This is a genomic window from Psychrobacter sp., from assembly GCF_030457785.1.
Taxonomy (GTDB): Bacteria; Pseudomonadota; Gammaproteobacteria; order Pseudomonadales; family Moraxellaceae; genus Psychrobacter.
The window spans coordinates 1-12,572 of sequence record NZ_JAKDUI010000058.1; the positions used below are offsets into that span (position 1 = coordinate 1).

Here is a 12,572-nt window from a genome sequence, read left to right on the forward strand (position 1 = left end):
ATAAAAATAATGGATGAAGTGATTTTAACGCAGATGGGATAATTTTGTTAGATGGTAAGGCAATTTATCAGTCTTTGCATAAGTCATTAGCGCCCGTTTGCTTGTACGACCATGGACTGACAGCGAAACAAATGCTGAGGATACATTGGATTTTTAAGCGGTGGGTATCTTTATCAGGTCGGTAATTGCAGACTGGGCAGACTGGATGGAGGGAGTTGCTATGAAAGCGCTTAAGGCTGGTAAGCAAGCGTTGCACGTGAGTCTTACGCTGTACACAAGCCTTATGTCATAGAATAAGCCAAGCGAGTGTCAGCTTGGCAGCAGTATGCTGGTTAAAATCGCAAATTTTACGATGCAGATTAAGGTAAAAATAATGACTGACTCAACGATTGTTAATCGCCACCACCACCGCCATCACAGCCGCCGCTGTCTCCACCACTATCGCTAAAGCCACTACTATTCTCATGATCTCCACCAGACGAGTTCGTCCCTCGCTTTGAACGACTAGACCAAGTTATTACTTTAATTAAAATAAACACGACCACTATCCAAAAGACGATTTTTAAAAACATCATATCAGCCATATAAAAAAGTGAAGTTTTTTTTAATACCTATAAAGCTTAGGGTGTGTCTTCAGCGCCGATCGTCACTCACCACCGCCGTACCGTAAGCGATGGCTTCTACCATGCTGCCCAATTGATTTACGTTGGTCACTTCCAGACGTAAGCCATAGATATGAGTACAGCCTTTGGACTGCGCCTCAGTACGCATACGGACGATAGCCTCTCGACGCGCGCGATCGAGCAATGTCTCATAAGTCGTCAGGTTTTTGCCAAATATATTCAACACTCGAGCGATGATCATCTTAAAGTAATCTTGAGCGATAACGACGCTACCAAGCACCAACTCACCCTGACTATCGGCCGCCAAACTAGGCCGATAGAAACGTTCGCTGGAGACAACGATATGGGCGAGGTCTTTTTCTGCGATACTCAGCTGCGCTAAATGCTGACGCTCATGACGCGTACCAAAAAACCACCCCACTATAAACAGAAGAAGGAGCGGTGCATAATTGATGAGCATCTGGGTGAGTGACTGATTCATGGCACGTCTCTTCTCATAAAAAAGCTATCATGCTTTTTAAGTGGTTAACCAAAAGGATTGAAACGTGGCAAGTCATCAGATGGTGCCTGCGTGGAAGGCTCTGATGATTGACTCGGTAATTGATAGCCCGTGTGGTTATCGTTGTTACCGTTATTATCGTATTTATCAGGCGATTGAGGTGCTTGATGCTGCTGTGCAGGAATGGCTTTGACTGCTGTACCATAGACAAACAGCTCCGAGGCACCTTGGGCGATACTGGAGGTCGAAAATCGCAGGCCAACGATCGCATCAGCGTTGAGTGCTTCTGCCTTGATGACCATGCGATCTATCGCCTCTTGGCGAGAATCTTCTAACAGCTCAGTATAAGCAGTTAGCTCACCGCCCACGATGTTTTTTAGACCAGCAAACAAGTCTTTGCCGACGTGTTTTGAGCGTACTGTACTGCCATACACCACATCCAAGCGCTCAGTAATTTGATAACCCGGTAGATGCTCAAGATTGGAGAGTTGCAAAGCCATGATCTTACCTTATCAGTGCACTAGCATATTGAAATATGCCAGTTGAAACGAAATTTATCCGCGTAATGCTTAATCCACTATATCAATCGTTGGTATGAAACAATAAGAACAACTCAGTCAAATTGCCTTCGATACTATTGGCCATCTGTACGAGTTTATCTTCATCCTCGCGCATCTCTGCTAACTCGGGGTCTTCGTCATCAATACCACTGAAGACAATCATCGGTAACGTCAACACAGCCACATCTTCTGCTGTCTCTTCGTCTTCAAACCAATCACTGGCTTCCTCACCGTACATCGCATCTACAAAGCCAATTGACCAAGCAACGATATCTGATTCGTCCGAAAAATCAACGGCCACGTCTTCATTACCCGCATCTTCACCGAATGGCAGCTCGATTGGGGTTTCATTTTTTATCTCAGCAACGATAGCGGCACGCCAGCGTTTGATGCCATCAAGGACGTTTTCAGGAATCTCGCTCGCATGACCTTCAAACAACGCATCTAACCAGTTAGGTAATGGACGGCCGATGACAGTGGCTGTCAAAAAACCATGCGCAGCGACACTGTCGAGCACATAAGGGCTGTCCTGAGTGTCTAAATAGTCTAGCAATTCGTCAAAGCTTAATGGATTACTCATAAATCAAAATCCTTAAATGAAAGCGTATAATCGCAATAAACGCTCTGTTAAATGCAAAATAGCAAACAATATGAAGCGCATTGAGATGTAGATTGAAAACCAAACAGCCATTTTACAAAACGGCTGATTAAAATCTCATAGCAAACCAGTTGACAGTAAACAGGCTGACAGTAAACAGGCTAACAATGCAAAATCAGAACAGCATTAGCCATCGATGTAGAGAAGTACCAAGACTATAGAAAGGTATCAAGATACACGATCGGTATAACAGGCTTGGTGAAACGTGCTTTCAATGGAAAGCTTTAGTTGACTAAAAACAGCAAGTGTTATGCTATGAAACTCGTGTCGATGGTCTGCATTTCAGGGTAAAAATTAGAGGTCATCGTCATCCCAATCTTCATCATCCCAGTCTTCATCGTCATCCAAATCATCAAGGTCGTCGATGTCATCTTTTAGCTCTTTAGCCAAACGCTTTTCTTCTAGCAAGTTGTCGATTAACCGACGCTTCTCAAGGCTGCTTAGACGTGTGCGCACACTTGTCTCGGCTTCTTCTACCATCTTTGCGTCATCATCGTCGGCAAAATTATCATCAAAATCGTCGTCAATATCAGCATCACTCATGACAAACTCCTATCATTTATAGCAAGGGTATGAAAAATACATCAGTATATACATGCCTTATAAAGACTCAGTTAAGTGTTGTCAATCCTTTTTATTACTATGGCATGATTTCTATCAAGCACCGAGGGAACTATATAGGCTTCCGCCCAGACAATTGTAAAGACATCACCGGCCAAGCGCTGTTTGGTTCTAAGGAATCTCTGGGCTAAGGTTTTTCTAGGCTGTCGATCATCAATACTGCGTTACGAACGTCGACTAAGCGCTGAATCATCGAATCATTACAACCGTCGAATATCGCACATTCACGCTCATAGACTGTCGTCGGGCGCATAATGTTTTGTACTTGCACATGGTTGCTGATTTGCTTTAATCCTGCATGAGGCAATAGGATCAGCATCTGCTCTTTTTTACCAACACTCTCTAGCAAGTGCGTCATGGCCCCACTTTGAGCATCGTCGCTGACACCCGTTTGGGCAGGGAACGCCACGCGTGATAGCTCGGTATGTTTGTCATAAATAATTTTATTTAACATCAAATACAGCTTGCCTAACATCACACCCGCCAGTGCAACCTTGGCATGGCTGTTATCTGCTTTTAGCAGCACACTCGCGCCTTTTTCATCAAAAACCGGCTCATTCATCAGACTGACACCCAGTAACAGCGGCTGCTTTAGCAACTCTGTTATCGCTTGGTTTAGCAGCTGGGTACAGAGTGCCAGATAAGGCTTCAACTGATTGGGTACTAGAAGATCTAGCATATTGTAATCATCGTATAGTACAACCTGTACTCTAACACTATCAAATGACCGGGTTGCAGATAATTGGTTTTTGCTATGGTTGAATATAGAAGCTTTGCTATCAGTGCTATTGAGCTCAGACGTCGTACTATTTGATTGCTCTGTTTGCGTACTAGTGGCAGGCGCAGAATGATCGGCGTCGATGTCAACGTCAGGACTTTGGCTCGCTGACCCAGGGTTCTGTTGACCTTTGATGTACTGGCTCAATTCCCCCTTAATATTCATGTTGCGCACCGCCACTTTTTCCTGACCAGTTTTATCATCCACGGTAGCTTCAGATCCTTGAGCTTGTTCTGGAGACTGGACATTGTTTGTATTACTGGCTTGACCATTATCGGCAGTGGCTAGGGATTTGCTTGAGTGGTCTACTGTATCAGAAGCAGCCACATCTTGGCCCAGATCACGTCCACGACCGCGCTGGCTGAGCTGCTGATATTGCTCACGATGAAGTTCTTGGACATCTCGACTGATGGCGTTTATTTGCTCTTTGGTCGGACGTGCGAGATAGCCATAGATGAGCCACAGTAGTATGTGTAGCACCATCGTGCCAACGACAAACGGCCACTGCATCGCGATGATCTCGCCTTTGCTAATATCTTTTAGTGTCAAGGCCACACTACCGACCACCGCATCACCTTGAGTAGCGATTTGACGAATCGTCTCGCCTTGCTGCATCGGCGCATTACCTACTGGCACCAAGATATCGTCATTGTTATCTCTGATCAGGATTCGTGTCACATTCTGTTCGCTGGTATAGCGATTGGCAATGACACTCAGACTGACGCGATCTTTGTTTTCTAACGACAGCCTCGCCTCGTCTATCAGCTGAGCAACCATCTGCTCGCCTTTTAACGCACGGCTTTTGCCCAACTGCTGATCTGTGCTAATGACCAATAAAAGTGTCTGCAAACAAAAACTAACAAGAAGAATAATGGCAAACAACCCTTGCCGCGGCGCTAAATACGTCATGATATGGTAAACTTTTTTGGATAAATGAAATTAAAAACGAAGTGATCACTGATTTTTTTGCTAATTTTGGGCAACCACTCTTCTGGCGTACGTGTGAGACGTAGAGTCCCTCGAGGAGTCAATCAAGTCGCTTATGCTACTAGCAAGGTTCTGACATTAACAGAATTACGGTGTTAATAAGAGTCCATGATCAGCGGCATGGTCAGTAGATGGTTAGCTTACCTACTATATCACCATAGCGAGCATTATGGCGGTAGTAGTTATATAAATTCATCTAAATACAATCACTTTTTTTAGTCATAACAGCCGTTTCTGAGCGACTGTCATACTTTGCGCGCTATCTATAGGCGCTGCCCAGTAAAACTGTTATTATTCCTAATCTTATATGAGCATACAAGGGACAATTGAGCCATGCCAAAAAATACATCGTATTCGTTACCAAAAGACAGCAAAGCATGGCAACAAGCCGTCGACTCTATTGCGTCACTACTTCCCGACAATACAAATTTACAAGATTTTGACGCGCTACAGTCCCTACCTGTTTTTGCTCTCGTCGTGGTTTTGCCCACCCAAGTATCGACACTTGATATCCATCAGTACGTCCAGTCTTGGGTTAACGAGCAGCCGAACTGGCATTTGGTCACGGTAGCAGAAGATGCTGACGCCAGTTTTGTAGACATTTCTGTCTCAGATATAGAGCCGACCGCCGACAATGCGCAGCGCCAACCTTTTACACAGGCGCAAGTATCTCGTTATCTACTGGTTCCAGTGACCGAGACGCTCATGCACCCTGCTAAAAAGACCGCAGCAGCGCATATCATCGATGACCAGCTAACCACTCGCTTGCGTCATGACTTAACCGAAGAGTATAAGAGTACTGCCCCTGCGGATAGTGCTGGAAACATAGATGTGGTCGACTGCCACATCTTATCAGTCGGTCATATGCTGCGTACGCACAAACTTGCTTGCTTTGATATGGACTCAACCTTGATCGAACAAGAAGTCATCGTTGAGTTAGCTAAAACTGCAGGCATCGGTGAACGAGTCGAAGCCATCACCGAATCAGCGATGCGTGGTGAGATTGACTTTGATGAATCTTTTGCCCAGCGTGTGGCATTGCTACAAGGCATCTCAACCGATGTATTGGACGATATTTGCAGCCGATTGACCTTATCAATAGGTGCTCGCACCACTATCAGTGCACTCAAAGCTTTGGGCTATCATACGGTCTTGGTATCAGGCGGCTTTACCTATTTTGCTAACTATATCGCTAAACAATTAGGTATCGATGAAGTGCATGCCAACGTATTAGATATTGAAGAAGATGAAGTCACTGGTCAGGTGCAGCTACCCATCGTCAACGGTGACAAAAAAGCCAGTATCGTCAAGCAGACTGCTGAGCGCTTGGGCATCGATATGTCTCAAGTCGTCTGCGTCGGCGACGGTGCAAATGACTTGCCCATGATGGCCATTGCTGATTTGGGCGGCGCTTATCACGCCAAGCCCATTGTCCAAGCTCGTGCTGACGCAGCGATCAATGTCACGGGGCTTGAGGGCGCACTTTACGCGCTTGGATATCCAGCACTCGCCCCCACAGAGTAAACCCAATTAACCACCCCACTAATAAGCTAGATTGATGTGTTTAACATTAGAGTATGTCTTCATCATTCAAAATGGTGATAGTTTTAAAATGATTATAAAATGAGATAAGTTGGAGTCAAACAAGGATAATAGCTAGATAGCTATCTAGCTATCTAGCTATTACCTAGCTACTCGATGATGTTTGGCAAAATTTAGCCGTTGTTATAGTCGATACAATTTAAAAGTAGTACAAGGCAAACGAGAGTAGATGTATATTTAATACTTCAAGCGAGGTTAACGCAGTAATGCTTTTATAGTGGACTGACTATAGTCCGTTTAAATCGCTATCAATAGAATTGAAAACATACTCCAATCTGGCTTTTGTGCTGCGTTGGTTTTTTTCTCTCACCACGCATGTCAATCACACATATCAACCACACATATCAATAATGAAGGATTTGTCCATGACGGCACCACAATCATCGAGGCCAAGCGAGTCGTCAGCGCCACAGCCACTGGATAAAAACCCTAATCCTGCTTTAAAACCAACGAACAACCCTAAATCGCTATTAGGGGTTTATGTCAAAGGTATGGCAATGGGCGCAGCAGATATTGTGCCGGGTGTCTCGGGTGGCACCATCGCGCTGATCGCAGGTATTTACGAGCGCCTGATCAATGCGCTGGGCAGCATTGGGCCCAACCTCTGGCACATATTTCGTCAAGAATATGGCATCAAAGGGTTTGTCGCTGTGTGGCGAAGGGTCGATGCGACATTTTTACTGTTCCTGTTATTAGGCATTGCCAGCAGCTTTATCACTCTAGCAGGCATCATCAAGCATTTGCTCGACCATCAGCCGCTATTGATTTGGTCGTTCTTTTTTGGTTTGGTCATCGCCACGGTTTTCTTATTACTCAGTGAGATTAAATGCTGGAATATTGGCCGAGCAATCTTATTTGTGTCTGGACTTGTCATTGCCATGACCGTCAGCAATTTACCCATACTGGCAACCTCACCAAGTTTGCCTTATTTGTTTTTTGCCGGCGCGATTGCGATTTGTGCCATGATTCTGCCTGGGGTTTCAGGATCTTTTATCTTGTTGCTGTTAGGTGCTTATGATGCAGTGCTAGAAGCAGTCGACACGATGAACCTCAGTGTGATATTTACCGTCGTCGCTGGTATGGCTACCGGCCTGCTATTATTTACTCGCGCGCTCAAATGGCTATTGGCACGGTATTACCAAGCGACGCTAGCATTGCTTACAGGATTTATCGCTGGCTCTTTAGTCAAAGTGTGGCCATGGAAGGTGGATGCACTGGGAACGCTAGACAGCCATGCCATCAACAATGTCATGCCGTGGCACTATCCCACTGGTGCCCACTGGATAACTACTGTGGGTCTGATGTTGTTGGGTGCGGTATTGGTGTCCATGCTGTCTTGGTGGGGCAGACGACGCCCTTGAGCATCCTAACTATGTTAGTACACACTTACACTCCTTTTCTAAAGCAACCCTTTACCATTCTACTCCATGGAATCTAAGCGCCCATACTCACGGCGCTTAGACTCATGATGCTTAGAGTCACGGCGCTTAGGCCTATTATGTTCAGGCTCGCGGTGGCTGGTTTGAAATATAACTTGATAGATAACTACCCCTAAAAAAACCAAACGTCAACGGTTGTCGCAAGACCACCTCTACCCTCTTTAGCTTTGGTCGGCAACCTTTCATAATAGTCTCATTGATGTTCACCTTACGAATACGGAGATGAATGATGTTGACGACTATATTTTCTTTTATTGAGATAGGTAACTGGAATGGCGCAGCTCTGCTTGGCTATGGGCTACTGCTAAGCTTAATAGTGGCACTCGCGCTATCATCGCAGCGTTGGTTGCTACTGTGTTTATTCGGTGGCATGGCATATTGGCTCGCGGTTGAAGCGATTCAAGGCGTATTGTCTAGTAGCTCTGTGCTATCAGGACTCTCAGTATGGCATAGCTACGTCGTGTCTATAGGGCTCAGTTGGTTACCTTTGATTGGATGGGTTTTGTACCGAGCGTTACGTTATGATGATGTCAGTCAATCAGTACGGCACCAACGTGAACTCGAAGCAGCACGCTACATCGAGCACACGCCAGTTTATAACGACGACTACCAACCCCGGTTCTATTAAATTTTTGATGGCGTGTTAGTGACTGGTGAATGTGTATTTTAATCTAAGCCAATTACAACCTAAGATACTTGCGATTTAAAACGCCTATGATCTAAAGCACTTACAAGACCTGTAAAAATCACCACCAATGTTACAAGACACTAAACGCTTTCTACTTAACTACTAAAGAATTGAGCGCACTCGATAGTTTATAATCTACTTATATATTTATGGCAAAAATTGATATAGAGTACACCTTATATCCATCCCTCATTTTTTAGGAGCCCCCTTATATGTTTACTATTCCTGTGTTAGATATCAAATCTGATCCGTTAGATGTCTTGTTGGCCGCGGTCGGTTATCGTCTCTCCATGCTAGCGGATAGTGACAACGAAGAGTTCAAAGCATTGTTAGAAGGTCGCAATGTCACTATCGAAATAGCCAGTGCTGAAGCCGAAGTCGCTCGCTACTTTAGCTTTGCTGATGGGCAGTTTGAACAAAACAGTGGTCATGCAACCGAAGCAGACTTGACCATCACATTCAAAGACTCAATGACGGGTGTTAAGCTGTTGACCAAAGGTGACCTGCCAAGCTTTATGACTGCGGTTCAAGAAGGCAACCTCAGCATCGAAGGTGAATATAGCCTGATGATGTGGTTCAACAAGCTTGCTAAGCATATCGTTCCTACCGTCCCAGAAGAATGTAAGACTTATATCCAACAAGCCAAGCCTTATGCCTATAAAGCGCAGAAATTTACAAATCACTGGATCGGCGTTGCCAAGCATAAATTGGGCAAATAACGGTAGATAAATAGCCACAACCGAACACCAGATGTTACGATAAAAACACGGCTGTGTATGGATTATAGTGACTATTTACTGACGTTCTGACTTTCTAAAAAGGTTGCGGTATACTATTATCGCAACCTTTTTTATTGCTTACACTTTACGATCTCAAGCTCCCTATCAGTCAAGCTGAGAACAGAGCCTCATATCACAAACACTATTATAAAAGGACCTATCTCATGGCAGGATTGCTCAGAATTTCAGAACCAAGCGCCAGCAACCCCACTGATGCAACTGATAACCCAAACGACCTTAGCAACAGCTTGAACAATGAGCTTTTAACTCGTTTAGCCACAGACGCTACCAAAGACGAACCGTCGATTACTTCTACTTATAGCCGTGAAGACATCGCCAAACTGTTTGACTTACCATTGATGGACTTGCTATTACAGGCACAAACGGTTCATCGCAAGCACTTTGCAGCAAATGAAGTACAAATCAGTACACTACTATCTATCAAAACTGGCAATTGCCCTGAGGACTGCGGCTACTGCTCACAATCAGGTCATCATCGAGACACCACCAAACTACAAGCAGAAAAACGTATCGAAGTTGATAAAGTCATTGCTGCAGCCAAACGAGCCAAAGCCACTGGCTCATCACGTTTCTGTATGGGTGCAGCATGGAAGCATCCTAGTGCCAAGGACATGCCCTACGTAGTCGAACTCATCAAAGAAGTTAAAGCCTTAGGGCTCGAAACGTGCATGACCCTTGGTATGCTCGATGATCAGCAAGCAACCCAATTGGCAGACGCAGGATTGGATTACTACAATCATAATCTGGATACCTCACGACGCTATTACGAGCAGGTCGTTAGTACCCGCAGCTATGATGAACGCCTGGACACTCTGGCTCATGTGCGTGACTCTGGCATCAACGTCTGTAGTGGAAATATTGTCGGAATGGGTGAGAGCCGCGATGACCGTATTGACTGGGTGCACGAGCTACTCAAAATGCCAAAAGCACCAGAGTCTATTCCAGTCAACTTGCTTGTACCTATCGCAGGTACACCTATCGGTGACAAGGTATTAGCGGAAGGTCAGCTATCCGTCCTGGAGTGGATACGCACCATCGCCGTGACACGCATCTGTTGCCCTACCAGTTACGTCCGCTTATCAGCTGGTCGTGAGAGCCTCTCTGATGCCGAGCAAGCATTGGCCTTTATGGCAGGTGCCAATTCGTTCTTTTATGGTGATAAGCTCCTGACAACTGGTAATGCCAGTCAATCAAGTGACAATAGACTGATGCGTGAACTTGGTTTAACCGCGCAATATGCGACTCCAAGAGCACCTAAGCAAGTACCCGTCATGGACGCCATGAGTGGCCACCAATCACAAGTCGTATTGGCAGAGTAATCCATCCTCATCTAGTTTGACTAGGCGACCTACTCTGAGGTCGCCAGCTTCATTACGCGCAACTTATTCAAAATTAGAGAAACTATAATGGCAGATTATTTCAATTGGATTAAAGCGGCTCATATTATCTCAATGGTTTGCTGGTTTGCAGCGATATTTTATTTGCCAAGGTTATTTGTCTATCATGCAATGAGTGACGACAAAATCAGCCACGAACGCTTTTCCATCATGGAGCGCAAGCTCTATCGCGGTATTATGACACCCTCAATGATAGCAACGTGGATATTTGGCTTGTGGATGTTGGGTCTGGGCTGGGAAGTCTACAAAACCCAAGGTTGGCTACACGTCAAACTATTATTAGTGGTACTACTGTCTGGCTATCACGGTGCATGTGGCTTTTATCGCAAAAAACTGATAGACAACCCGCATTATAAATCGCATAAGTTTTGGCGCTGGTTTAACGAAGTACCAGTCTTTGCCTTAATATTTATCGTGATTTTGGTCGTGGTGAAACCATTCTAGACACAGCCCAAACCTCTATAAAATGACCGCTACGAAATAACTGCTGCTAAGTAATAAGTACCTACAACGTCAAAGCGTCCGTTACTAGATAAAGTAACGGACGCTTTTTCTTAAAGCTTGTTAACCACTCAAAATTAGATGGTGCTCATCGCATCACCACACTATAGCTAATCGACTATAAGAAAGACACAGCAAGACGGAGATGAATTTTTTGTAGCCTCTGCCTGCATAGCCACAGCAAGCCAGAAAACTTGATACCATTTTCGCATTATTAGATACGATATTCGTTTTCTTGTGTATCAACTAGATCAAATGCTGGGACGCATGACTTGATAGACGTTGCTCAAATCATAAACGCGATAACGAGCAGGCTCGCGACGATCTTCACCAGCATAGCTGAGCATCAAGGCTTGCTGCTCGTACTCGTCCACCCAGCCAACAAACAATCCACTATGTTCAACACCATGATAGCCATGATTGATGTAGTACAACCAATCTCCTACTTTAATCTCATCACTACTGACATAAGGCCCTTGTCCATAAGTGCCTTTATGGATAATGTCGCGCGTCACTCCCGCTCGTTTGAATACCGCATCAAGATAATCCCAACAGCTTCCTTGAATGATGGCTCGCTCATTCAGCGCCATTTTACGAGCGGTACTGATAACCTCACTCGCCGCCATACCACTTTGAGACTCAGCACTACTCAGCAGCGGTAAGTGCTCACTATCGACGTTATCGTAACTCCCTGATAAAAACGCAGGCAACACTGTTGGTGATGGCTTCTCGACTTTTGGGTAACGATACGCTGTATTCACGGTTGTTTGCGCAGACTTTTGAGCAATCAGCGCACTCATGCTATCGGCGTGAGCCTGACCTATTAGGCTAAAGGAAAACAATAGACTGCACGACGCTGTAATTGACGACATCAATGTACGTAAAGGCAACATGACTCATTCCTTACCAAATATAACGGTGTGTTTAACACACTCCAACCTGCTTATCATCGTCAAAAAGTTGGACAGCTTAGAAAGTAAACGCTACTTGAGCATGCTAAATACTCTTAAAGCCACTCATAAAATTATTAGGCTTGCTATTACTTATAAACTATTTTGACATAAACTTGCAAGCATGACGGCTCTGGGATAACGGATAAAGTACTTATGGAGATACGTTAAGGCGAATTAACGGCACAAAGATAGACAGACTTAGACAAGTGCAATCAAGTAACATGACATCGTATCAGCATAAGACAAGTGACATAAGACAAAGGCTATAAAGCGCTGCACTGTCGCGAGTATCTATTAAAAAGACTCGAAAGAAGAAATCGGGAAGTTAAAGAAGAAAACTAAAAAAGGAAGGGGGAAAAGCTAATCACTACTCATTTTAATATTGGCATGGCGCTTCGATAGCGCTTGGCCTTTCATGATAGCTTGGGCAGCTTTGGCTTCTTGGAGACTGTCAAAGCCACTAATA

Annotated in this window: 13 protein-coding genes; 6 read left to right on the top strand and 7 right to left on the bottom strand. The window is 44.8% G+C overall.

The annotated features are described in order from the left end of the window. Window positions 1-392: 392 nt before the first annotated feature. From L0J61_RS04535 to L0J61_RS04560, 6 genes are all read right to left on the bottom strand, one after another. Window positions 393-575 carry a hypothetical protein gene (locus L0J61_RS04535; RefSeq protein WP_301465133.1) on the bottom strand — a complete coding sequence of 61 codons (183 nt, stop codon included), beginning with the start codon at window positions 573-575 and terminating at the stop codon, window positions 393-395. Window positions 576-633: 58 nt separating this feature from the next. Continuing rightward, the gene (locus L0J61_RS04540; RefSeq protein ID WP_301465134.1) at window positions 634-1,104 is read right to left on the bottom strand and encodes a YbjQ family protein; all 471 of its coding nucleotides are present in this window, start codon (window positions 1,102-1,104) and stop codon (window positions 634-636) included. A gap of 44 nt (window positions 1,105-1,148) precedes the next feature. Continuing rightward, window positions 1,149-1,616: a YbjQ family protein gene (locus tag L0J61_RS04545; RefSeq protein WP_301465146.1), complete on the bottom strand. Its 468-nt coding sequence runs from the start codon at window positions 1,614-1,616 to the stop codon at window positions 1,149-1,151. Window positions 1,617-1,704: 88 nt separating this feature from the next. Beyond that, a complete protein-coding gene (locus L0J61_RS04550) occupies window positions 1,705-2,262 on the bottom strand; it encodes a YecA family protein (protein ID WP_301465136.1) in 558 nt (185 codons plus the stop codon). Between the two features lie 372 nt (window positions 2,263-2,634). Next, window positions 2,635-2,883: a PA3496 family putative envelope integrity protein gene (locus L0J61_RS04555; RefSeq protein WP_301465137.1), complete on the bottom strand. Its 249-nt coding sequence runs from the start codon at window positions 2,881-2,883 to the stop codon at window positions 2,635-2,637. A 205-nt stretch (window positions 2,884-3,088) separates the two neighbouring features. Next, window positions 3,089-4,648: a hypothetical protein gene (locus tag L0J61_RS04560; protein WP_301465138.1), complete on the bottom strand. Its 1,560-nt coding sequence runs from the start codon at window positions 4,646-4,648 to the stop codon at window positions 3,089-3,091. A 411-nt stretch (window positions 4,649-5,059) separates the two neighbouring features. On the opposite strand from L0J61_RS04560, the gene serB reads away from it, so the two are divergent. The 6 genes from serB to hemJ all read left to right on the top strand — a co-directional run bounded on the left by serB (window position 5,060) and on the right by hemJ (window position 11,096). Continuing rightward, a complete protein-coding gene (serB, locus tag L0J61_RS04565) occupies window positions 5,060-6,250 on the top strand; it encodes a phosphoserine phosphatase SerB (protein WP_301465139.1) in 1,191 nt (396 codons plus the stop codon). Window positions 6,251-6,693: 443 nt separating this feature from the next. Continuing rightward, window positions 6,694-7,689 carry a DUF368 domain-containing protein gene (locus tag L0J61_RS04570; RefSeq protein WP_301465140.1) on the top strand — a complete coding sequence of 332 codons (996 nt, stop codon included), beginning with the start codon at window positions 6,694-6,696 and terminating at the stop codon, window positions 7,687-7,689. A gap of 307 nt (window positions 7,690-7,996) precedes the next feature. Further along, on the top strand, window positions 7,997-8,395 hold the full coding sequence (gene aciT, locus L0J61_RS04575) for an AciT family ciprofloxacin tolerance protein (protein WP_301465141.1): 399 nt from the start codon (window positions 7,997-7,999) through the stop codon (window positions 8,393-8,395). A 272-nt stretch (window positions 8,396-8,667) separates the two neighbouring features. Further along, window positions 8,668-9,174: an SCP2 sterol-binding domain-containing protein gene (locus L0J61_RS04580; RefSeq protein WP_301465142.1), complete on the top strand. Its 507-nt coding sequence runs from the start codon at window positions 8,668-8,670 to the stop codon at window positions 9,172-9,174. A 224-nt stretch (window positions 9,175-9,398) separates the two neighbouring features. Beyond that, window positions 9,399-10,574 carry a biotin synthase BioB gene (gene bioB, locus L0J61_RS04585; protein ID WP_301465143.1) on the top strand — a complete coding sequence of 392 codons (1,176 nt, stop codon included), beginning with the start codon at window positions 9,399-9,401 and terminating at the stop codon, window positions 10,572-10,574. An 87-nt stretch (window positions 10,575-10,661) separates the two neighbouring features. Beyond that, window positions 10,662-11,096, top strand: coding sequence for a protoporphyrinogen oxidase HemJ (gene hemJ, locus L0J61_RS04590; RefSeq protein WP_301465144.1), 435 nt, complete (start codon window positions 10,662-10,664; stop codon window positions 11,094-11,096). A gap of 308 nt (window positions 11,097-11,404) precedes the next feature. Here the strand turns inward: hemJ and L0J61_RS04595 are convergent, their stop codons facing one another. Then, a complete protein-coding gene (locus L0J61_RS04595; RefSeq protein ID WP_301465145.1) occupies window positions 11,405-12,046 on the bottom strand; it encodes a hypothetical protein in 642 nt (213 codons plus the stop codon). Window positions 12,047-12,572 lie beyond the last annotated feature (526 nt).